Here is a 21,447-nt window from a genome sequence, read left to right on the forward strand (position 1 = left end):
AGCTATCACATGATGGGCGTGCCCACCGCCATGTTCACCCCGCTGTTCGTGATCGCGCGCACCTCGGGCTGGGCTGCGCATATCATCGAGCAACGCATCGACAACAAGATCATCCGCCCCAGCGCCAACTACACCGGGCCGGAAAACCTGAAGTTCGTGCCGATCGGAAAACGGAAATAGGCCGGACAGGCCGCAAACTGCCTTGCCATGTAGCGAAGGCGCCCCCTTGCCGGGCCTGGGGCTACAGCGAATTATGTAACGGATGGTAGGGGCACTACGCCCCGACTTTCAAATCGTAGAGAATAGCGGCGGATATGACTGCCGGCCTTGCCGGCAAGCCACCGCCATTGACCCAACTCCAGAAGGAACCCACAGAATGAAGCATCTTGTCCTCGCCGCCTGCATCGGCGCATTTACGCTGGCCACCGCCGGTGTTGCGATGGCCCAGGAACCGGCCAAGAAGGCCGCTCCCGCCAAGAAGGCTCCTGCGAAGCACACCAAGAAGACTGCGGCAGCAGCATCCGCAGCCGTCCCGAGCGGCGAAAAATGGCAGTGCGAACTGGGCCATGTCCTGTACATCGGCGGCAACATGCAGCGCGATGAAGTCATCACCGTGAACTGGGAGGGCAAGGAATACCGCCTGCCCCGCCTGTCCACCGTAACCGGCGCCGACCGCTACTTCGACGCCCGCTCCGGCCTGGACCTGGTCGTGATCCCGAGCAAGGCCATGCTGTTCAACAAGAACGCCGGCCAGCGCCTGGCCGACGAGTGCCAGACCGCGGACATGCAGGCTGGCGGCTCGGCCCCGACCCAGGCTGGCGCGCTGCGCGCTCCGGTAGCCACCCCGCTGCTGATCGCCCCGTCGGCACCGGCAGCCGATGCCTCGCAGGCACCGGCCGCCCCCAAGCAGTAAGCACCAACCTATAAGCAGTAAGCGTAGTCAGAGTAGTCAGAGTAGTAAGCGGTAATCAGTAGTAAGGGGCCGTAGCCTGGCATCGTCCGGCTACGGCCTCATGGGCACCAGGAAGCACAAACATCCGAGGGAATCCGATGTCCGCGCCTATTTCGAACGTCCGCCCCGAACCGGACCCGGTACTGGCCGACATCGTCGACTACGTCACCAGGTATCAGGTCAAGAGCGCGCTGGCCTACGACACGGCTCGCAACTGCCTGATCGACACGCTCGGCTGCGGCCTGGAAGCCCTGTCGTATCCGGCCTGCACCAAGCTGCTGGGCCCGATCGTGCCCGGCACGGTGGTCCCCAACGGCGCCAAGGTGCCTGGCACCCAATTCCAGCTCGACCCGGTCCAGGCCGCCTTCAATATCGGCRCSATGATCCGCTGGCTCGAYTTCAACGACACCTGGCTGGCSGCCGAATGGGGCCAYCCGTCCGACAACCTCGGCGGCATCCTTGCCACCGCCGATTGGCTCTCGCGCAACAACGTGGCCGCCGGGCGCAAGCCGTTGACCATGAAGGACGTGCTCACCGGCATGATCAAAGCCCATGAGATCCAGGGCTGCATCGCGCTGGAAAACGCCTTCAACAAGGTGGGCCTGGACCACGTGGTGCTGGTCAAGGTGGCTTCCACCGCCGTGGTTGCGCAGATGCTCGGCCTTGCCCGTGACGAAATCCTCAACGCGGTGTCCCTTGCCTGGGTCGACGGGCAAGCGCTGCGCACCTACCGCCACGCCCCCAATACCGGCAGCCGCAAAAGCTGGGCCGCCGGCGACGCCACCAGCCGCGCGGTGCGCCTGGCGCTGATCGCCCGGACCGGCGAGATGGGCTATCCCTCGGTGCTGAGCGCCAAGGGCTGGGGCTTCTACGACGTACTGTTCAAGGGCCAGCCCTTCAGGTTCCAGCGCCCGTATGGCACCTACGTGATGGAGAACGTGCTGTTCAAGATCGCCTTCCCGGCCGAATTCCACTCGCAAACCGCGGTAGAGGCCGCCATGACCCTGCACGGCCAGCTGTCCGCCGCGGGCAAGACGGCAGCGCAGATCAGGCAGGTCACCATCCGCACCCACGAGGCCTGCATCCGCATCATCGACAAGAAAGGCCCGCTGGCCAACCCCGCCGACCGCGACCATTGCATCCAGTACATGGTGGCTGTGCCGCTGCTGTTCGGCCGGCTGACCGCCGAGGACTATGAAGACAAGATAGCGGCGGACCCGCGCATCGACGCCCTGCGCGACAAGATCGTGTGCGTGGAGGATCCGCAGTTCACCGCCGACTACCACGACCCGGAGAAGCGCTCCATCGCCAATGCGCTGACAGTGACGCTGGACGACGGCACGGTGCTGCCCGAAGTCCTGGTGGACTACCCGCTCGGCCACAAGCGCCGGCGCGACGAGGGCATCCCGCTGCTGGTGGAGAAATTCAAGACCAACCTCGCCCGCCGTTTTCCGGCCAGGCAGCAGCAAGCGATCCTGGCGGTGTCGCTGGACCAGGCGCGCCTGGAGGCCATGCCGGTCAATGAGTATGTCGACCTGTACGTGATCTGAGTGAACTGGGTGGCCTGAGCAAAAAACAGGGCCGATTCGCGCGCGCCAGAGCCAACGGGGGCTGACGGCGGCTGACGCCTTGGCCTAAAATCCACGCGGCACGTACCTTGGTTTAGCGATTCAGCAGCAAAGCAGTCCTGCAAGATCAATCAGCAAGAAAAGCAGTAGGCATGAACACGGCGCGCAACCCGCGCCGCGCGCCGCGCGGCAACCCTGCTTCTCCGGCAGCTGGCGGCGATAGACGATTTACGAGTCCAAGCAAGTCCGCACCATCCATCGATTGGAGTAAGGCAATGCCCCACAATCTCAATAAGACGCTAAAAGAATTCAAGACCGGCCCGTCGAGCAAGGGCCAGTTCTACTCCCTGCCGCAACTGGGCAAGGCACTAGGCGTGGCGGTCGAGCGCCTGCCGGTATCGATTCGCATCGTGCTGGAATCGGTGCTGCGCAATTGCGACGGCAAAAAGGTCACCGAGGAGCACGTCAGGCAGCTCGCCCACTGGAAGCCCGTCGCCGAGCGTGTCGACGAGATTCCCTTCGTGGTGGCGCGCGTGGTGCTGCAAGATTTCACCGGTGTGCCCTTGCTGGCCGACCTGGCCGCCATGCGCAACGTGGCCGAGAAGATGGGCAAGAACCCGAAGAAGATCGAGCCCCTGGTTCCCGTGGACCTGGTGGTCGACCACTCGGTGCAGATTGACCACTTCCGCGAGAAGAACGCGCTGGACCTGAATATGAAACTGGAGTTCCAGCGCAACAACGAGCGCTACCAGTTCATGAAATGGGGCATGCAGGCCTTCGATACCTTTGGCGTGGTGCAGCCGGGCTTCGGCATTGTGCACCAGGTGAACCTGGAGTACCTGGCCCGCGGCGTGCACAAGAAGGACGGCGTGTACTACCCCGACACCCTGGTCGGCACCGACAGCCACACCACCATGATCAACGGCATCGGCGTGGTGGGCTGGGGCGTGGGCGGCATCGAGGCGGAAGCCGGCATGCTGGGCCAGCCGGTCTATTTCCTGACGCCCGACGTGGTCGGCGTGGAACTGAAGGGCCGCCTGCGCGAAGGCGTGACGGCAACCGACCTGGTGCTCACCATCACCGAAATGCTGCGCCGCGAGAAGGTCGTCGGCAAGTTCGTCGAGTTCTTCGGCGAAGGCACGGCCAGCCTGGCACTGCCGGACCGCGCCACCATCGGCAACATGGCACCGGAGTACGGCGCCACCATGGGCTTCTTCCCGGTCGACGAGAAAACCATCGACTACTTCAAGGGGACCGGCCGCACCGAAGAAGAAATTGCCGCCTTCGAGGGCTATTTCCGTGCCCAGAAGATGTTCGGCGTGCCCAAGGCCGGCGAAATCGACTACACCAATGTGGTCACGCTGGACCTGGGCACCGTGGCCCCCTCGCTGGCCGGCCCCAAACGCCCGCAGGACCGTATCGAGATCGGCAACGTCAAGTCCACCTTTGCCTCGCTGTTCGCCAAGCCGACGGCCGAAAACGGCTTCAACAAGGATATCGCCGACCTGGACCGGACCTACACCACGACCGACGGCCTCGATGTGAAGAGCGGCGACGTGCTGATCGCCGCCATCACGTCCTGCACCAACACCTCCAACCCGAGCGTGCTGCTGGCAGCCGGCCTGCTGGCCAAGAAGGCGGTGGAAGCCGGCCTCAAGGTGGCGCCGCACATCAAGACGTCGCTGGCCCCTGGCAGCCGCGTGGTCACGGAATACCTGCAGGCCGCCGGCCTGCTGCCGTACCTGGAAAAACTTGGCTTCGGCGTGACCGCCTACGGCTGCACCACCTGCATCGGCAACGCCGGCGACCTGACGCCSGARMTSAACGAGGYCATCACCAAGAACGACCTGGTGGCCGCCGCCGTGCTGTCGGGCAACCGCAACTTCGAAGCACGCATCCACCCGAACATCCGCGCCAACTTCCTGGCCTCGCCGCCGCTGGTGGTGGCCTACGCCATCGCCGGCAACGTCACGCGCGACCTGATGACCGAGCCGGTGGGCACGGGCAAGGGCGGACGCGAGATCTACCTGGGCGACATCTGGCCGACCTCGGAAGAAATCCATGCGCTGATGAAGTTCGCGATGGACTCGAAGGTGTTCAAGGTCAACTACGAGCAGGTCAAGAAGCCGAGCAAGCTGTGGGCCAAGGTCAAGGGCACCAAGGGCCAGGTCTACGACTGGCCGAAATCCACCTATATCGCCGAGCCGCCCTTCTTCGACGGCTTCGGCATGGAGCCGGCCGCCACGCAGTCGAGCGTGCGCAATGCGCGCGCGCTGGGCGTCTTCGGCGACTCCGTGACCACCGACCACATCTCGCCGGCCGGCTCCATCAAGGAATCGTCGCCCGCGGGCAAGTACCTGCTGGCCAACGGCGTGCTCAAGGCGGACTTCAACAGCTACGGCTCGCGCCGCGGCAACCATGAAGTCATGATGCGCGGCACCTTTGCCAATGTGCGCATCAAGAACCTGATGCTGCCCGTCAAGGCCGACGGCTCCCGCGTGGAAGGCGGCGTGACGCTGCACCAGCCTTCCGGCGAAGAGCTGTCGATCTACGACGCCGCCATGAAGTACATCGCCGAAGGCACGCCCACCGTGGTGTTCGGCGGCGAAGAGTACGGCACGGGCTCGTCGCGCGACTGGGCGGCCAAGGGCACCCAGCTGCTCGGCGTGAAGGCCGTGATCACGCGCAGCTTCGAGCGCATCCACCGCTCCAACCTGGTCGGCATGGGCGTGCTGCCCCTGCAGTTCAAGGGCAGCGACAGCGTGCAGACGCTCGGCATCATCGGCGACGAGACCTTCGACATCGAAGGCATCGAAGGCGACCTGAAGCCGCAGCAGGACGTGACGCTGGTGATCAAGCGCGCCAATGGCGACGTGCAGCGCGTGCCGGTGCTGCTGCGCATCGACACCCCGATCGAGGTCGACTACTACAACCACGGCGGCATCCTGCCGTTCGTGCTGCGTCAGTTGCTGGCTGCCTGACCGGAGTGCCCCTGGCCCTTCGGGGCCAAGGGGTGACGCCGCCGGCCCTGCGCCTCTTTTGGAGGCCATGGCCAGCGGCGTTTTTCTTTGGGGCACCATCCGCGCTGGCCCCAAAGCGCATCAGCCGTCGCTTGTACCGGGCTTGCCCCAAGGGTTGGCCGGTGTAAGTTCCACGCAAGGCTGCCCTGCCAAACTGCCCGGCATCCACAAAGAAAACGCCTTGCGCGGGCCAGCCATGCCGGCCAACCCCGCCTGAAACGCACAGGAGACATCATGGCAAAGATTTTCATCGCATTCGTCGTCATTGCCGGCGCGGCACTGTATATGCTGTCAAAAGGCGGCGACATCTCGATGGGCGGCGAGCAGCACGGCGTGGAAACCCACGCGCCGGAGGCTGCGCAAGCGCCCGCGCAGAAGTAAAACCCGGTCGGTTCCGCCGCTGCGCGGCGCTGCCTGACGCAACGCAATACAGCCGCCCGGCCCCCTGGCGGCTTTTTTTGTCAACGCAGCGAGTAGAATACCGTTTTACCGAAAAACGGATGATTTCGACTTATGGCAGGTTTTCGCCCCAAGGCTTCCCAACGTCTTTCGCCTGACGCCGAGCGTCTGGTGGCCGATGCGCTTGCGCTCGATGCCTCGGGCAGCCGCATGGAGGATGGCTACTGGGAGCGGCGTCTTTCGCAACGCCTTGGCCGGCTCCTGAAGAACGGCAGCCAATCCGCGCTCGACGCAGCGCTCGAACACCTGTTCAAGCACAATGCCGACGCCTCCGACGTGCTCGCCGAGCAAGCCGAGACCCTGGCCGAATCGKCTACCGTCGAAATCGACGGCGTCAGCTACGACGCCCTGCTGATCGCCGCGCCCATCCTGGCCCACACCCGCTATGCCATCCCGTCCGGCGCGCTCAAGCCCGAGCTGTCGCAGACGCTGGCTGTGCACATGCAGGCGCATGTGCTGGCGGCCAACACCAAGATGGCGCTGTCGCCCTACCTGTACAGCATCGACCAGCTGCCGCGCACGCACAGCGACACCTTTGCCCTGACCTACAAGCTGGTATCGGCCGCCATGGCCGGCACCACGCCCAAGGTCGACCTGCGCGACCTGCCGGAAACCGCGCCGATCCTGGCCGATCCGCGCTACCTGCTGGCCGTGGTGGTGGCGCCGCACGAGCAGGCCCTGTTCCGCTGGCAGGAAGACGCCAAGGAGCACCATGCCGAGCGCAGCGTCTGCCTGGAGCAATGGCGCACCCAGGTGCAGCCCTCGATCGCGCTGCTGATGCCCGGCTGCGAGTTCGACCTGCTGCTGCCCGACGCCTTCTTCCTGTCTTGCCGCGAATCCGACAAGAGCATCCGCCCGCTGACCGTGCGCGCCGCCGTCAACTACCTATGCGGCACGCTGGATGTGCCGGCCGGCCAGATGGCGGCCGTGGTGGCGGCATTCGGCGAAGAGGAAGTCGAGGAATACCGCGTGGGCTTCACCATGCGCGGCGAGAAGGATGTGATCTACGGCATCGTCTGGCCGGTGTATGGCCGCGAGTCCGGCGAGATCGATGCCAGCGAGAAGGACAACCCGCTGGAGCAGATCTGCGAGGAACTGCGCAACGCCGGGGTGGAAGACATCTTCCGCCACGCCGCGCTGTTTGACCCCGAGTATTGCGAAGACTGCGGCACGCCGCTTTACGCCGACCGCTCTGGCGAGATCGTCCACGCCGAGTTGCCGGAAGACGCGCCTACGCAGCAGCCGCTGTTCCACTGAGCTGCGTCCTGCGTCCTGCGTCGCTTCGCCCTGCCCGACCAACGGCCCGCCTTGCGCGGGCCGTTTTTCCTTCAGCCGGCGGCCGCCGGGCTGACGCAGCGCCACAGCGCATGGCCGGAGGCCGCGTACTTGCGCTCGAACGGCGTGATGGCCTCGGCCGGCCGCCACAGTTCGACCTGCGCTGGCCGGCCGACCAGCCCCAGGGCCTGGGCAAACTCGTCGATATAGACCTGCCAGTTGCTGCGGCACTCCAGGTACCGGCCGCACGCAGCCAGCGCCGGAAACACCGCATGCCCCTGCCAGCGCCGCCCCAGGTGCCCGATCTTGGGCCAGGGGTTGGGATACAGCACGTAGTGGCGATCCACCGCGATGCGATCTGACTGCAGCATCCGCCAGACGTCGACCAGGTCCGCGCGCGCCCAGGCAAAATTGGCCGGCATCGGGCCATCCCACCAGTCCTTCCCCCCAGTCAACCGCTTTTCCGACTGATCCACGCCGATCACAAAATGCCCGGGGAACGCCGTGGCCAGGTGCAAGGTGCTCTCCCCCACGCCGCAGCCAGCGTCCAGGATCAGCGGAGCCGCCCCGGCCTGCTGCCATTGCTGCAACGCAAGATCCAGCGCGCGCCGGCTTGGCTCGCCGATGGGCTTGCGAAAGGGCTCGGCCAGGTGGCGGGCAAGGCGCGCCTCGAGGTGGTCGTGGACATCGGCCTGGGCCGAGGTGATGGTGCGGGAGTTGGCAAACATGGGCGGGATTCTACCCGGCTGCCGAGCGCCGCGGGCTCGCCGGGGCTTGCGGCTCTGGCAACGGGCATGGACAAATGCCATCCACTGCTGCGAGCATAAGGATATGACGTCGATGTCGCACGCAGATGTCGTTTTGACGGCACAATGCGGGCAACCGGGGTGGACAAGCGGGCCGCCCAAGCGTGTCCCGCCACCCCATCTGAGAACCCGCCGCCGCCATCTCATCCTGGCGGCAGCCCGTACGAGGAGCGCATCCCGATGACCGCCACACGCCGCACACGCCACACTTCCAGCCTCACCGCCATGATGCCGCGCCGCGCGCTGCTGCAAGCCGGTGCCGCGCTCGCGCTCGGCAGTGCCGCGCTGATGCTGTTGCCCGCCGGTGCGGCGCAGGCCGAAGACCTGCGCATCGGCTTGTCCGCCGATGTGACCTCGATGGACCCGCAGTGGAACAACTCCGGCCCCAACAACGCCATCGCGCTGCATATCTTCGAGTCGCTGGTGTTCCTCGACAAGAATGCCCGCTACATCCCCGGCCTGGCGCTGTCGTGGAAACCGGTCAACGCCATCACCTGGGAAATCAAGCTGCGCCCCAACGTGAAATGGCATGACGGCACGCCGTTTACCAGCGAAGACGTCAAGGCCTCGCTCGAGCGCCCCGACAAGCTCACCAACAGCCCGGGTTCCTTCACCAGCTACACCAAGCCGATCGCGCGCATCGACACGCCCGACCCGTTGACCGTGCGCCTGACCATGAGCGTGCCGAACTACGCCAACCTGGCCAACGACCTGAACAGCGTGCCGATCATGCCCAAGAAGGTAGCTGCCACGCTGAGCCAGGCGGATTTCGACTCCGGCAAGGCCATGATCGGTACCGGCCCATTCAAGTTCGTGCGCTTCGCGCGCGGGCAGGAAATCGTGATGGCGAAGAACCCCGACTACTGGGGCCCGAAGACGGAATGGGATCGCGCGATCTTTCGCATCATCACGGACAACGGCGCGCGCAGCGCAGCGCTGCTGTCCGGCGACGTCGACGTGATCGAAAGCGTGCCGTCCGCGGACGTGGCCAAGCTCAAGCAGAACCCCAAGTTCCGCATCGAGCAGCAGGTCTCGTGGCGCACCATCTTCTGGCAGATGGACCAGTCGCGCGACAACCCGCCCTACGTCACCGACAAGGCCGGCAAGCCGCTGGGCAAGAACCCCTTCAAGGACGCACGCGTGCGTGCCGCCATCAGCCACGCGCTGAACCGCGAGGCAATCGTCAGCCGCATCATGGAAGGCCTGGCCGTGCCGGCCTCGTCGATCGTCTCGCCGCAGATCTTCGGCCACCCCGGCACCAAGCCGGATGCCTATGACCCCGAAGGCGCCAAGAAGCTGCTGGCCGCGGCGGGCTATCCGGATGGCTTCGGCCTGACGCTGCACGCCACCAACAACCGCTACCTGAACGATGCCGCCGTGGCCCAGGCCACCGCCAGCATGCTCACGCGCATCGGCATCCAGACCAAGGTGGAGACGCTACCGGTAGCCGCGTACTTCACCCGCGCGCGCCAGGGCGACTTTGCGTTCGAGATGCTGGGCTGGGGTTCGGCAGCGGCCGACGTGGCGCTGCGATCGATCACTGGCACGCCGAACCCCAAGACGGGATACGGCACGTGGAACTGGGGCAAATACAGCAATACCCAGCTCGACCAGCTGATCGAGAAATCGCTGACCACGGTGACCAGCGACAAGGCCCGCGAGGAGAACGCCCGCGCCGCAGCCAGGTTCGCCCTGGCCGACCACGCCATCATCCCCTCGCACAGCCAGCTGGCGATGTGGGCCATGCGCAAGGATCTGAAATACGAAGCCCGCACCGACGAATGGTCGCTGGCGCAGTTCTTCCACAAGCAGTAAGAGAGAGGCAGAGAGGCGTTTCGCGAGGCGGCGCTGGGCGTTGAACCCGGCGCCGCCAGCTACCTGGCGGCTTGGATCAGATCCGCAGGCCGTCTTCCTGGTTTGCGTTCGCCGCGCGCAAGCCCTTGACCCATTCCCGCGCCGGCAACCCGGTCGTATCCTCCAGCACCTTCGCGCGAATCTCCAGCACATCCCACGACACATCGATCGCCGGCCCATTGAAGGCAAGCGCAATGACATTGCCATCGTGCACTTCGGGGAACACCAGCACGCGGTTATCAAACGCTTCGCAGATCCGCACGATGTTCTTCGGGAAGCTATCGTGGTCGCCGAACAGGTTGATCGTCATCACGCCCGGCGCCTTGAGCACGCGGCGGCACGCCTTGTAGAACGCTGTGGTGTCAAGCACCGGCCCGCGCGCGGTGGCGTCATACAGGTCCACCTGCAGCACATCCAGCGCGCCGGTGTGCGCGCCATCCATCACGTAATCCCACGCATCCTGCTCCCGCACGGTAAGGCGCTCGTCGTCTTCACGCAGGCCGAACATGCTGCGGCCCGCAATGATCACGGCCGGGTTGAGCTCCACCGCCGTCACGCGCGCGCGGCTGAACTGGCGATGGCAGAACTTGGTGAGCGCAGCCGCGCCCAGGCCCAGCTGCGTCACGTGAAACTCCGGTGCCGAGGGCGACAGGAACAACAGCCACGCCATCATCTGCTGCGCGTACTCCAGCTCGATGGCATCGGGCTTGCGCAGGCGCATGGCGCCTTGCACCCATTCGGTGCCGAAATGCAGGTAGCGCACACCATCCATCTCGGAGAAGGTCACCGGCGCGAAGCGCGGGGTCATGCGCTTTTCCTCGCGCTGCGCAGCTTGCGCGCCGCGTGCGCCGCGTCCGTCCTCAGGGCTGCGTGCGCCGCGCGCGGGACGGCGCGAGGCCACGGCTTCAATCGATTTACGTTTGAGAAGAGTCATGGTGATCAGGAAGAATGCGTGTAAGCGTGCCGCCCAGCGGGGCGGCACGTAAATCAGTTCGGATCGATCCGGGATCAGGCTTTGCCGAGCGCGCCCTGGGCACGCTGCAGCCACTCCCGGTTGTGCTCGCGGGCGTGGCGCGGCCAGTGCTTGCCGTCGTGCACGATCTCCGCGTACAGCGCCTGGGCGCGCTCGCGGTCGGCTGGTTCCCCGCGGGCCGTCAGCCAGTCGGCAAACAGGCAACGCGCGGCGGCATCGCTGGCGCAGGTCAGCGCCTGCTCGAATGCGGCCCGCGTGCCGGGCGCGTCCGACGCGGCCAGCACGCGAGCGTACAGCAATGCAGGGTCCGCTTGCTGGCGGGCCTGGGGCTGGGAGGCAAACAAGCGCTCCAGCGCAGCCACGGCAGCGGCATGGCCACCGGTGGCGAACTGCGCGCGCGCCAGCCCCAGCAGCAGCGCCGGGTCGGTGGCGAACGGCCCGCTGGCGGCGGCCTCATAGTGTTCCAGCGCGGCCTTGGGCTCGCCGGCCTCGAGCAAGGCGGCGCCCAGGCGCATGCGGTGATCCACGGTGGGCGCGCGGTCGAACGCCTCGCGCGCCTCGCGCACCGCGCGGTTGGGGTCGACCAACTGGCCAATGGCACGCTTGGCAGCCCGCGCGCCCCGCGTCTGGCGCAACCCGGGCAGGTAGATGGCGAAGAAATACACCACGCTGCCCAGGCCCGGGAAGGCAAACAGGATCAGCAGCCAGTACATGTTCTGCTGGGTGCGCACCGCGTGCACGGCGAAGAACACGGCGATGATGACGTGAAAACCAATTCCTAGATACGGCATTGTCTATCTATCCTGCAAAGCGTTGGCCGGCGGCCTTCCCACCGGCATGCATAGCCGTGATTGTGACAGATGCGGCCGGGGTGCCCGATGCGGCATGCTACTTGCTACTGTCACAAATGCCTTTTACGGTAAGGCTGTCTTGCGCTTACGTTCTGCGCTTGGCTTCCCGGCTTACCTGCCTGGCTTACCTGCCTGGCTTGCCTTACCAAACCCCGAGACGCTCCCTCCAACCTGGCCCTCCACGACAAAGGACCCGCAGATATGAGCTACATCCACTTCATCGGTGGTGAAAAAGGCGGCGTCGGCAAATCGCTCGTCGCCCGCCTGCTAGCCCAGCATTTTATCGACCGGAGCATGCCGTTCCTGGGCTTCGACACCGACAAATCGCACGGCGCCCTGCTGCGCTTCTATGCCGACTTTGCCGCGCCCGCCGTGCTGGACAAGCACGACAGCCTGGACCCCATTATCGAGCACGCCGTGGATGACCCGCAGCGGCGCATCCTGGTCGACCTCGCGGCCCAGACGCAGCACGCACTTGCAAAATGGATGGACGACGCCGACGTGCTGGCGCTGGCCGAAGCGCATGGCCTGACGCTCACCTGGTGGCACGTGATGGATGCGGGCCGCGACTCGGTCGACCTGCTGCGCCAGTGGCTTGACCAGTTCGGCGGCCGCATCAAGCTGGTGCTGGTCCTCAACGAAGTCCGCGGCGATCGCTTCGAGATCCTGGAAGCCTCGGGCGAACGCGCCCGCGCCGAAGCGCTGGGCGCCAGCGTGATGACGCTGCGCCACCTGCCCGATACGACCATGCAGAAGATCGACCAGCAAAGCACCAGCTTCTGGGCCGCGGTCAATCATCCGGATCGCGCCGCCACCGGGCTCGGCATGCTGGAGCGCCAGCGCGTCAAGGTCTGGCTGAACCGGGCTTATGGGGAGATGGCTGCGCTGGCCTTGTGAGTGGAATCGCTGCCAGTTGATCTCGGCAGCTAGGATGCGTCCTGAACCCCAAGCCCGGCAGCCTCGATCCCCGCATGAGCCTGCCGTGTCAGCAGGGGTTCGCCGTTGACTGCGCGAGCGATCAGGGCATCGGGCTGCGCAACGGGAATTCCCTGCGCCCGGTACCATGCATCATCATAGTAAGTAGTGCCATAGCGTTCACCGCTATCACACAGCAAGCCGACGATGGCGCCCTGCTCGCCCGCCGCCGCCATCCGCTCGGCCAGGTACAGCACACCGACGAAGTTGGTGCCTGTCGAGCCGCCCACGCGACGCCCGAAGCGCGCGGCCAGATAGCGCATCGCGGCAAAGGACAAGGCATCGGGCACCTTGAGCATCGCATCGATGCACGTCGGAATAAAGGAGCGCTCGACACGCGGGCGGCCGATGCCCTCGATCCGCGATCCGACGTCCAGGCTCAGGCTGCTGTCCGGGTGGCCCGCCAGCGTACTTTTGAAATAGTCAAAAAACACGGAGTTCTCCGGGTCGGCGCAAAGAATGCGGGTTCTATGCCGGCTGTAGGCAACGTAGCGGCCCAATGTTGCGACAGTGCCACCGGTACCTCCGCTGGCCACGAGCCACGTCGGAACCGGGTGTTCCTCGTCAGCCATCTGCTTGAAAATCGACTCGGCGATATTGTTGTTGGCGCGCCAGTCGGTAGCACGCTCCGCATAAGTGAACTGGTCCATGAAATGGCCACCGGTTTCCACCGCTATGCAGTGCGATTCCGTATAGATGTCCGCCGGATTGGCAACCAGTTGGCAGCGCCCGCCATAGAATTCGATCGCCTCGATTTTCGCCCTTGAGGTGCCCGCCGGAATCACCGCCACAAAGGGCAAGCCGAGCAGCCTGGCAAAGTAGGCTTCGGAGATGGCCGTCGAGCCGCTGGACGCCTCCACGACGGTGCTTTTTTCGTTCAGCCAGCCATTGCAAAGCGCGTAGAGAAACAGCGATCTCGCCAGGCGATGTTTCAGGCTGCCGGTCGGATGGCTGGATTCATCCTTGAAATAGAAGCGGATTTGCGGATATCCCGGCAGGTCCAGCGGAATCAGGTGCGTATCGGCGCAGCGGTTGAAGTCGGCTTCGATCTTGCGAATCGCTTCGCGGGTCCAGTCAGAGCGTGGCATGGGAACCTTCACTGAAATGACTGCGAACAAAACAACAGCCTTGGGCGCCCGGCGCGGCTTCGCGCCGGTTGGCATATCGAGATTTCGATCATAGACGCCCGAGCGGCTCTGCGGTAATTTCCCCCTCTACGGCAGCCGACGGCTTGCCCGCCGGCACGAATATCAGCGCTTAGTTCAGCAGCGCACGCCACAACGCCAGCTTCTGCTCAAAATTGCGCGCCGCATGTGCCGGGCTCGATGAGGGCAGCACCACGGTCTCATAGCCTGCCGCCTCAAACTGCGCGGCGAAACGACCCGACGTACCGCCGTTAAAGCCGACGCGGCGCAACGCAGGCGCCAGCGCCTTGAGCCGCACGAAGTCGTTGGCCTGCGGATGGCGGATATTGCTGTCCAGGCTGCCGTGGCGCACGCAGGCGCCGAGCACATCCCACACGCCGATGCCGTGGGACAGCAACCGCGCCAAACGATCGGCGTAAGGCAAATCAGGCAGGGGCTCGCCGGTCAGCGCGCCCAGCAGCGGCCAGAACTGGTTGCGCGGATGCGCGTAATACTGCTGCGCCGCCAGCGACGCCGCGCCGGGAAAGCTGCCCAGCACCAGTACGCGGATGTGCCGATCGATGACCGGTGCAAGGCCTTGCTGTAGATCGGGGGGAAGAGCCAGAGGGGATGCGGGAGATGGGACGGACATGGGGTGAGTGTACTTGGCCCCGGGGGAGGACAGGCGCCTGCGCGGCTTGCATGCATCATGCTTGCTGCCGGCGCCCGCCCTCTCCTGGTCCCTCTCCCGCAGGCGGGAGAGGAGCAAACCCGCTACGCTTACGCCAGCAGCTTGTTGACGCGCTGCACGTAGATCGACGGATCTTCGAGCGTGCCGCCCTCGGCCAGCAGGGCCTGGTCGAACAGCACGTGCACGCGGTCGCCGAAGGCGTCGTCCGTGGGACCGGCCTCCACCAGCGCGCGCAGCTTTTTCACCAGCGCGTGGTCGGGATTCAGCTCCAGGATGGGCTGGGCGTCGGGCGCCTTCTGGCCGGCCTGCTTCAGCAGGCGTTGCAGGTAGCCGCTCATGTCGCCTTCGTCCGACACCAGGCAGGATGCCGACTCGGTCAGGCGCAGCGTGACGCGCACGTCCTTGGCCTTGCCATCCAGCACAGCCTTGGCGCGTTCCAGCACGTCCTTCCAGTCGCCTTCGGCCTTTTCCTGCTCGGCCTTCTCGTCGGCGTCGGCCAACGCGCCAAGCTCCAGGTCGCCGCGTGCCACCGAGACCAGTTCCTTGCCATCGAACTCGCGCAGGAAGGACAGCATCCATTCGTCCACGCGATCGGTCAGCAGCAGGACTTCGATGCCCTTCTTGCGGAACACTTCCAGGTGCGGGCTCGACTTGGCCGCGGCCCAGCTATCGGCCGTGACGTAGTAGATCTTGTCCTGGCCTTCCTTCATGCGGCCCACGTAGGCAGCCAGCGCCACGCTCTGCTCGGCGCTGTCCTGATGCGTGGAGGCAAAGCGCACCAGCTTGGCGATGCGCTCCAGGTTGGCGGCGTCTTCGCCCAGGCCTTCCTTGAGCGCCTGGCCGAACTGCTGCCAGAAGGTGGTGTACTTGGCGCGTTCGGCTTCGTCCTCGCTGTCCGCCAGCGTTTCCAGCATCGACAGCACGCGCTTGGTGCAGCCTTCGCGGATGGCCTTCACGTCGCGGCTTTCCTGGAGCAATTCGCGCGAGACGTTGAGCGGCAGGTCGGCCGAATCCACCACGCCCTTGACGAAGCGCAGGTAAGCCGGCAGCAGCTGCTCGGCATCGTCCATGATGAAGACGCGCTTCACATAGAGCTTGAGGCCGGCCTTGTGGTTGCGGTCCCACATATCGAACGGCGCGCGCGCCGGCACGTACAGCAGCTGCGTGTATTCGCTGCGGCCTTCGACGCGGTTATGGGTGTAGGCCAGCGGCGCTTCGTTGTCGTGCGCGATGTGCTGGTAGAAAGCGGTGTACTGCTCTTCGGTGATGTCGGACTTGGAGCGGGTCCACAGGGCGCTGGCCTGGTTCACGCTCTCCCACTCGCCCGTGTCCTTGTAGGCGCTGGTCTCGGCATCCCAGACTTCCTTGGGCATGCGGATCGGCAGCGAGATGTGGTCGGAATACTTCTGGATGATGCCCTTGATCTTCCAGGCGGAGAGGAAATCGTCCTCGCCTTCGCGCAGGTGCAGAGTGATGGTGGAACCGCGCTCGGCACGATCGATGGCATCGACGGTGAACTCGCCGTCGCCTGCGCTTTCCCAGCGCACGGCTTCGCTGGCGGGCAGGCCGGCGCGGCGCGTTTCCACGGTGACCTTGTCAGCCACGATGAACGCCGAATAGAAGCCCACGCCGAACTGGCCGATCAGGGCGGCGTCCTTCTGCTGGTCGCCGGAGAGCTGCTGGAAGAATTCCTTGGTGCCCGAGCGGGCGATGGTGCCAAGGTTGCGGATCGCCTCGTCGCGGCTCATGCCGATGCCGTTGTCGGTGATCTTCAGCGTGCGGGCCTTGGCGTCGGCCTCGATGCGGATCGCCAGGTCGGCGTCGTTCTCGAGCAGGGCCGGGTTGGCAATCGCCTCGAAGCGCAGCTTGTCAGTGGCGTCGGAAGCATTCGAAACCAGCTCGCGCAGGAAAATTTCCTTGTTGCTGTACAGCGAGTGGATCATCAGGTGCAGCAGTTGCTTCACTTCCGCCTGGAAGCTCATCGTCTCGTGCGGTGCGGTCATGGTTCTCCTCTTAACAATCTTGGCTAACTTGGCTGATTTGGGAATCTAGGCAATGTGACGGGCCTGCAGCCGGGGGCTGCGGGCCGGCGTCAGGCCGGTGACCCGAGACATAAGGGCATCCGACCGGTTTTCAAGACATGGCCCGGCTAGGACCAGGTTAGGACCCGGTTAGCGCCGCTCCAGCTGGCGCGCCAGGAAGGCCAGCATGGCAGGGTCCTGGCTGCTGGCCACATTGAAGCGCATCCAGCCGGACGGCATCTGCGACGGAGAGAACAAGCTGCCGGGGGCGAACAGGTAGCCCTCCTCATGCCCGGCGACGGCGATGGCGTTGGTATCGCGCCCGGTGTCCGCCCACAGGTACATGCCGGCGTGCTGGCCCGCAAAGAGCGACAGGCCCATCCGCTCAATGGTGCGCCGGGTCTCGTCGCGCGCCCGGTCGAGCCGGTTGCGCACACGCTCCACGTGCTTGCGGTAGTGGCCTTCGGTCAGCACCTTGTACAGCACGCGCTCGTTGATCTCTGGCGAAGCCAGGCCCGCCAGCAGCTTGCTGTCGGTCAGGCTGGCGACCAGCTCCGGATGGGCGGCGATAAAGCCCACGCGCAGGTTGGCGGCCAGCGTCTTGGAAAAGCTGCCCAGGTAGATCACCCGGCGCAGCTGGTCCAGGCTGGCCAGCCGGGTGGCGGAGTGACCTGGCGGGCACAGGTCGCAATAGATGTCGTCCTCGACGATCAGCAGGTCGTACTGCTCGGCAAGGCGCAGCAGCTGGAAGGCCTTGGCGGCCGACAGCGAGGTGCCAGTGGGGTTGTGCAGCACCGAGTTGATCACCATCAGGCGCGGGCGGCGCGCCTGCAAGATGCGCTCCAGCGCCTCCAGGTCCGGGCCCTCGGCGGTGTAGGGCATGCCGATCAGCTGCGCGCCCTGGGCGGCGAAGCGGCCGAACATGACGAACCACGCCGGGTCGCCTACCAGCACGGCGTCGCCGGGGCGCAGGTAAAGCCGGGCGATCAGGTCGAGCGCCTGGGTGATGCCGGAGGTGAGCACGATCTGCTCGGGGGTGGCGCCGATCTCCAGTTCGGCCAGGCGGTTGCGCAGTTGCTGGCGCAAAGGCAGGAAGCCCTGCGGCGTGCCACTGGCCAGGAAATGGCTGCCCGGCTGGCGGCCCAGCCCGCGCAGCGCGCTGGCGATCAGGTCGCCGTCGAGCCAGTCGTTGGGCAGGAACCCCATCCCGGGCGATTTATGCGGCTCGGTCGAGTGGAACATGCTGCGCAGCAGCCAGGTGACGTCGATGTTGCGCGCGCCGGTCGAGACCGGGGCCACCGCCACCACTTGCGGCGTGCGCTCGCGCACGTAGAAGCCCGAGCCGCGGCGGGATTCGAGGTAGCCCAGCGCCACCAGCCGCTCATAGGCCTCGACCACGGTGAAGCGCGAGATGCCCTTTTCCTGCGCGAGTTGGCGGATCGAGGGCATGCGCATGCCGGCGCGGAAGACCCGCTCGTCGATGCGCAGCCGCGCCCACTCGGTCAACTGCTCCACCAGCGTCATCTGCGCCGAGGGCACCGGGTCGGGCATGCGCTCGGTGGGGGGCGGCATGACCAGGCGCAATGAGCGCACCTGCTCGCCAGCCTGGGGAGCCGCGCCCTCCTGCTTGCCCGCCCCGGCTCCTTTATCCTTGAGCCCTGGCGCAACCGGTTCCCTGCTGTTCATGCCTTGCTCCCGCCACTGTACTGAGAATGTTCTGCATAACTGTATCGGTACTGTACCGACAACCTTGTCTACCATCAACACACAATGACAATTGCCCTCGACCATCTCGTGATCGCCGCCCCCACGCTTGAAGCGGGGGCGCAGCATGTCACCGACGCGCTCGGCGTGACGCCCCAGCCGGGCGGCGCGCACCCTGGCATGGGCACCCACAATTGCCTGCTCGGCCTGTTCGGCGGCATCTACCTGGAAGTCATCGCCATCGACCCCGAGGCACCGGCCCCCACGCGCATCCCGCCGGTCATCCCGATGACCCGTGGCGACCTGCGCTGGCGCATCACCGTGCCGCAAGACGGCAGCCTGCCCGCGTGGCCGGCTGACGATGCGGATGGCACGGACGGCCCGGCGACGCCGGGCGACGGCATCCTCCCCACGCTGATCCAGTGGGATGTATCGACCCATCCGTCGTCCCGGCTGCCGAACCAGGGCCTGGCGCTGCGCTCGCTGCGGGCACGCCATCCGCAGGCCGCGCGGCTGGCCGAGGCCTTGCAATGGCTGGGCGGCACCCAGTTCGTCCCGGAAGCATCCACGCTCGCGGAACTGAGCGCGGAGATAGAAACGCCCGATGGCGTGCGCACGCTGCGCTGAACCGGGGCGCCGCCTGCCGCCTGCCGCCTGCCGCCTGCCGCCTGCCGCAAGACGCAAGACGCAAGACGCAAGACGCAAAACGCAAAACGCAAAACGCAAAACGCAAAAAAATACTGTCACCACAAGAACAACCGCCAAGGAGCCCCTCTGATGTCCGCCACCCGCAAACGCTTCGACGACGACGCCTATCTCGGCAGCTGCACCGCCACCGTGGTAGCCGTGCACGCTGACGGCATCGAGCTCGACCAGACCGTGTGCTACGCGCGCAGCGGCGGCCAGGCGGGCGATACCGGCACGCTCAAGCTGGCCAACGGCGCGACCATCGCACTGCTGGAAACCGTGTACGCCCCGGACCGCAGCCATATCCTGCACGTGCCGGCGCCGGGTACGGCGCTGCCGGAGGCGGGCGACATCGTGGCCGTCACGATCGACTGGGAGCGCCGCCACCGGCTGATGCGGCTGCATACCTGCCTGCACTTGCTGGGCTCGCTGATCCCGGTGCCAGTGACCGGCTGCGGCATCTCGCCCGACTCGGCGCGCATCGACTTCGACCTGCCGGAATCCACGCTCGACAAGGCCGTGCTCACCGAGCAGCTCAATGCGCTGATCGGCGCCGACAGCCGCGTGCAGGTGGAGCGCATCACGTCCGAGCAACTCGCCGAGCAGCCCGAGCTGGTGCGCACGGTGGGCGCGGCGCCGCCCGCGGGCAGCGGCGTCATCCGCATCATCGACATCCCCGGCGTGGACCGCCAGCCTTGCGGCGGCACCCATGTGGCGGCCACCGGCGAGATCGGCGCCGTGCTGGTGACCAAGATCGAGAAGAAGAGCCGCACCAACCGCCGCGTGGTCGTGCAGTTCGCTGCGTGAGAGCGGCAGGACGATAGATGGATCCCGCTCTGCTCACCGGGCTGTCGGCCGCCCAGTTCGCCGCGCTGCTGTCGCTGATGGCAGTCGGCGCCTTCACGCCCGGCCCCAACACGACGATTGCCGCGGTCACGGGCGCCAACTTTGGCCTGCGCGCCACGCTGCCGCACTGCGTGGGCGTAGCGTTCGGCTTTGCCAGCATCCTGGCGCTGTGCGCGGCGGGCATTGGCGCGCTGATCCTGGCCAGCCCGGCGCTAGCGCTGCTGGTGCATGCCGCCGGCGTGCTCTACCTGCTGCGGCTGGCGCTCAAACTGGCGCGCAGTACCGTGCTGTCGGACAAACAGGTGCTGCGCCCGCTGTCGGTGTGGCAGTCGGCGGTGCTGCAGTACGCCAATATCAAGGCGTGGATGCTGGCGCTGGCGACGGCCGCCTCGTATATGGCGGGCGCGCAGTCGCCGGTGCATCGGGCCGTGCTGGTGTGCGCGGTGTTCGGCGTGTTCGGTTTTGTCAGCAATGGCGTGTACGGCGTGATTGGCGCCACGCTGCGGCAATGGCTGCAGGTGGGCCACCGCATCCGCTGGTTCAACCGCGCAATGGGCCTGGCGCTGGCACTCACGGCGCTGTGGATTGCGCTGGCTGGCCGGCCCACCCTGCACTAATTCAAACGCCATGGCTGCCAATACCACCTCTGTCCAACCCGTCGCTAGCATCCCTGCCGACACCCACAGCGGCGGCATGCTGCTCGGCTTTATCGGCGTGGCCGTGTTCAGCCAGACTTTGCCCTTCACGCGCATGGCGGTGGCCGAGCTGGACGCCACCTTCGTCGCGCTCGGCCGTGCGGTGGTGGCTGCGCTGCTGGCGCTGGTGCTGCTGTGGCAGCGCGGCGCATTCGCCCGCGCGCGCCGTCCCCGGAGCGGCCAGTGGTGGCGCCTGGGGGTGACCTCGCTGGGCGTGGTGGTGGGCTTTCCGCTGTTTTCCTCACTGGCCATGCGTGAAGTGCCGGCCGGCCACGGCGCCATCATTACCGGCCTGCTGCCGCTGGCCACGGCGGTCTTCGCCGCCTGGTTCGGCCGCGAGCGGCCGTCGCCGGCGTTCTGGCTGTCGGCCGCCGTCGGCAGTGCGCTGGTGGTCGCCTTTGCCCTGTGGCAGGGCGCCGGCGGGCTGCAGCATGCCGACTGGCTGCTGTTCGCGGCGATGGTGCTGGGCGCGCTGGGCTATGCCGAGGGCGGCAAGCTGTCGCGCGAGCTTGGCGGGCTGGAAACCATCAGCTGGGCGCTGGCCGTGGCGCTGCCGCTGCTACTGCCGGTGGTGGCGTGGCTGGGGCTTGCGCATGCCGGCCAGATCGCAGCCGCCTCGCCGCGCGCCTGGCTCGGCATGGGCTATGTTTCCGTATTCTCGATGTTCATCGGCTTCCTGTTCTGGTACGCCGGGCTTGCAAAAGGCGGCGTGGCGCGCGTCGGGCAGATACAATTGCTGCAGCCGTTCCTCACGCTGGCGGGCGGCGCCCTGCTGCTGGCCGAGCCGCTCGATGCCGTCACCCTGGCGTTTGCGGTGGCGGTGATCGGCGTGGTAGCCCTGGGCCGCCGAACCGCCGTGCGCAGCGCCCCCGCGAGTCCAATGCCCGCGCCCGCCGCCGAAGAACCCCACCCTGCCCCTACGGGACGATCCCTCTGACTGGAGACC

19 protein-coding genes are annotated in these 21,447 nt (G+C 66.2%); 12 read left to right on the forward strand and 7 right to left on the reverse strand.

Annotation, left to right across the window (positions count from 1 at the left end):
- From AC1DQR_RS02290 to AC1DQR_RS02315, 6 genes are all read left to right on the forward strand, one after another.
- Positions 1-180 (forward strand): citrate/2-methylcitrate synthase (locus tag AC1DQR_RS02290; RefSeq protein WP_477132445.1); only part of this gene is annotated, 180 nt, incomplete at its 5' end.
- 196 nt (positions 181-376) lie between these two features.
- Complete coding sequence (locus AC1DQR_RS02295) at positions 377-913, forward strand: hypothetical protein (protein WP_477132446.1); 537 nt, start codon at positions 377-379, stop codon at positions 911-913.
- Between the two features lie 137 nt (positions 914-1,050).
- Positions 1,051-2,502: a bifunctional 2-methylcitrate dehydratase/aconitate hydratase gene (locus tag AC1DQR_RS02300; RefSeq protein WP_477132447.1), complete on the forward strand. Its 1,452-nt coding sequence runs from the start codon at positions 1,051-1,053 to the stop codon at positions 2,500-2,502.
- 293 nt (positions 2,503-2,795) lie between these two features.
- A complete protein-coding gene (gene acnA, locus AC1DQR_RS02305; RefSeq protein WP_477132448.1) occupies positions 2,796-5,501 on the forward strand; it encodes an aconitate hydratase AcnA in 2,706 nt (901 codons plus the stop codon).
- Between the two features lie 273 nt (positions 5,502-5,774).
- Positions 5,775-5,921 (forward strand): hypothetical protein, encoded by a 147-nt coding sequence (locus tag AC1DQR_RS02310; protein WP_170301880.1) that lies wholly within the window; start codon positions 5,775-5,777, stop codon positions 5,919-5,921.
- A gap of 132 nt (positions 5,922-6,053) precedes the next feature.
- Positions 6,054-7,256, forward strand: coding sequence for a DUF2863 family protein (locus AC1DQR_RS02315; protein WP_477132449.1), 1,203 nt, complete (start codon positions 6,054-6,056; stop codon positions 7,254-7,256).
- A 71-nt stretch (positions 7,257-7,327) separates the two neighbouring features.
- Here AC1DQR_RS02315 and trmB read toward each other — a convergent pair whose 3' ends face one another.
- Positions 7,328-8,002, reverse strand: coding sequence for a tRNA (guanine(46)-N(7))-methyltransferase TrmB (trmB, locus tag AC1DQR_RS02320; RefSeq protein WP_477132450.1), 675 nt, complete (start codon positions 8,000-8,002; stop codon positions 7,328-7,330).
- A 258-nt stretch (positions 8,003-8,260) separates the two neighbouring features.
- On the opposite strand from trmB, the gene AC1DQR_RS02325 reads away from it, so the two are divergent.
- Positions 8,261-9,895, forward strand: coding sequence for an ABC transporter substrate-binding protein (locus AC1DQR_RS02325; RefSeq protein ID WP_416049233.1), 1,635 nt, complete (start codon positions 8,261-8,263; stop codon positions 9,893-9,895).
- 76 nt (positions 9,896-9,971) lie between these two features.
- On the opposite strand, the gene AC1DQR_RS02330 is transcribed toward AC1DQR_RS02325, so the two are convergent.
- The gene (locus AC1DQR_RS02330) at positions 9,972-10,868 is read right to left on the reverse strand and encodes a class I SAM-dependent methyltransferase (RefSeq protein ID WP_150986349.1); all 897 of its coding nucleotides are present in this window, start codon (positions 10,866-10,868) and stop codon (positions 9,972-9,974) included.
- A gap of 74 nt (positions 10,869-10,942) precedes the next feature.
- The gene (locus AC1DQR_RS02335; protein ID WP_477132451.1) at positions 10,943-11,698 is read right to left on the reverse strand and encodes a tetratricopeptide repeat protein; all 756 of its coding nucleotides are present in this window, start codon (positions 11,696-11,698) and stop codon (positions 10,943-10,945) included.
- Between the two features lie 261 nt (positions 11,699-11,959).
- On the opposite strand from AC1DQR_RS02335, the gene AC1DQR_RS02340 reads away from it, so the two are divergent.
- A complete protein-coding gene (locus AC1DQR_RS02340; protein WP_477132452.1) occupies positions 11,960-12,655 on the forward strand; it encodes a P-loop NTPase family protein in 696 nt (231 codons plus the stop codon).
- A 29-nt stretch (positions 12,656-12,684) separates the two neighbouring features.
- On the opposite strand, the gene AC1DQR_RS02345 is transcribed toward AC1DQR_RS02340, so the two are convergent.
- From AC1DQR_RS02345 to AC1DQR_RS02360, 4 genes are all read right to left on the reverse strand, one after another.
- Positions 12,685-13,821 carry a PLP-dependent cysteine synthase family protein gene (locus AC1DQR_RS02345; RefSeq protein WP_416050362.1) on the reverse strand — a complete coding sequence of 379 codons (1,137 nt, stop codon included), beginning with the start codon at positions 13,819-13,821 and terminating at the stop codon, positions 12,685-12,687.
- 169 nt (positions 13,822-13,990) lie between these two features.
- Positions 13,991-14,509: a DNA-deoxyinosine glycosylase gene (locus tag AC1DQR_RS02350; RefSeq protein ID WP_477132453.1), complete on the reverse strand. Its 519-nt coding sequence runs from the start codon at positions 14,507-14,509 to the stop codon at positions 13,991-13,993.
- A 128-nt stretch (positions 14,510-14,637) separates the two neighbouring features.
- Complete coding sequence (gene htpG, locus AC1DQR_RS02355; protein WP_477132454.1) at positions 14,638-16,551, reverse strand: molecular chaperone HtpG; 1,914 nt, start codon at positions 16,549-16,551, stop codon at positions 14,638-14,640.
- A 168-nt stretch (positions 16,552-16,719) separates the two neighbouring features.
- Entirely contained in the window at positions 16,720-18,141 is a 1,422-nt protein-coding gene (locus tag AC1DQR_RS02360) for an aminotransferase-like domain-containing protein (RefSeq protein WP_416050363.1), read from the reverse strand.
- Between the two features lie 198 nt (positions 18,142-18,339).
- On the opposite strand from AC1DQR_RS02360, the gene AC1DQR_RS02365 reads away from it, so the two are divergent.
- From AC1DQR_RS02365 to AC1DQR_RS02380, 4 genes are all read left to right on the forward strand, one after another.
- Positions 18,340-18,900 (forward strand): VOC family protein, encoded by a 561-nt coding sequence (locus tag AC1DQR_RS02365; protein WP_477132455.1) that lies wholly within the window; start codon positions 18,340-18,342, stop codon positions 18,898-18,900.
- 27 nt (positions 18,901-18,927) lie between these two features.
- Entirely contained in the window at positions 18,928-19,767 is an 840-nt protein-coding gene (locus AC1DQR_RS02370) for an alanyl-tRNA editing protein (RefSeq protein WP_477132561.1), read from the forward strand.
- A gap of 17 nt (positions 19,768-19,784) precedes the next feature.
- The gene (locus AC1DQR_RS02375; RefSeq protein WP_477132456.1) at positions 19,785-20,423 is read left to right on the forward strand and encodes a LysE family translocator; all 639 of its coding nucleotides are present in this window, start codon (positions 19,785-19,787) and stop codon (positions 20,421-20,423) included.
- Between the two features lie 76 nt (positions 20,424-20,499).
- The gene (locus tag AC1DQR_RS02380; RefSeq protein ID WP_416050364.1) at positions 20,500-21,438 is read left to right on the forward strand and encodes a DMT family transporter; all 939 of its coding nucleotides are present in this window, start codon (positions 20,500-20,502) and stop codon (positions 21,436-21,438) included.
- Positions 21,439-21,447 lie beyond the last annotated feature (9 nt).

The organism is Cupriavidus sp. 05L411, assembly GCF_056398045.1.

What these genes read in the sequence shown, in the direction of transcription:
- AC1DQR_RS02295 (WP_477132446.1), top strand. Translation starts at nt 377, where the DNA reads ATGAAGCATCTTGTCCTCGCCGCCTGCATCGGCGCATTTACGCTGGCC.
- AC1DQR_RS02310 (WP_170301880.1), top strand. Translation starts at nt 5,775, where the DNA reads ATGGCAAAGATTTTCATCGCATTCGTCGTCATTGCCGGCGCGGCACTG.
- trmB (WP_477132450.1), bottom strand. Translation starts at nt 8,002, where the DNA reads ATGTTTGCCAACTCCCGCACCATCACCTCGGCCCAGGCCGATGTCCAC.
- AC1DQR_RS02325 (WP_416049233.1), top strand. Translation starts at nt 8,261, where the DNA reads ATGACCGCCACACGCCGCACACGCCACACTTCCAGCCTCACCGCCATG.
- AC1DQR_RS02330 (WP_150986349.1), bottom strand. Translation starts at nt 10,868, where the DNA reads ATGACTCTTCTCAAACGTAAATCGATTGAAGCCGTGGCCTCGCGCCGT.
- AC1DQR_RS02335 (WP_477132451.1), bottom strand. Translation starts at nt 11,698, where the DNA reads ATGCCGTATCTAGGAATTGGTTTTCACGTCATCATCGCCGTGTTCTTC.
- AC1DQR_RS02340 (WP_477132452.1), top strand. Translation starts at nt 11,960, where the DNA reads ATGAGCTACATCCACTTCATCGGTGGTGAAAAAGGCGGCGTCGGCAAA.
- AC1DQR_RS02345 (WP_416050362.1), bottom strand. Translation starts at nt 13,821, where the DNA reads ATGCCACGCTCTGACTGGACCCGCGAAGCGATTCGCAAGATCGAAGCC.
- AC1DQR_RS02350 (WP_477132453.1), bottom strand. Translation starts at nt 14,509, where the DNA reads ATGTCCGTCCCATCTCCCGCATCCCCTCTGGCTCTTCCCCCCGATCTA.
- htpG (WP_477132454.1), bottom strand. Translation starts at nt 16,551, where the DNA reads ATGACCGCACCGCACGAGACGATGAGCTTCCAGGCGGAAGTGAAGCAA.
- AC1DQR_RS02360 (WP_416050363.1), bottom strand. Translation starts at nt 18,141, where the DNA reads ATGCCGCCCCCCACCGAGCGCATGCCCGACCCGGTGCCCTCGGCGCAG.
- AC1DQR_RS02365 (WP_477132455.1), top strand. Translation starts at nt 18,340, where the DNA reads ATGACAATTGCCCTCGACCATCTCGTGATCGCCGCCCCCACGCTTGAA.
- AC1DQR_RS02375 (WP_477132456.1), top strand. Translation starts at nt 19,785, where the DNA reads ATGGATCCCGCTCTGCTCACCGGGCTGTCGGCCGCCCAGTTCGCCGCG.
- AC1DQR_RS02380 (WP_416050364.1), top strand. Translation starts at nt 20,500, where the DNA reads ATGCTGCTCGGCTTTATCGGCGTGGCCGTGTTCAGCCAGACTTTGCCC.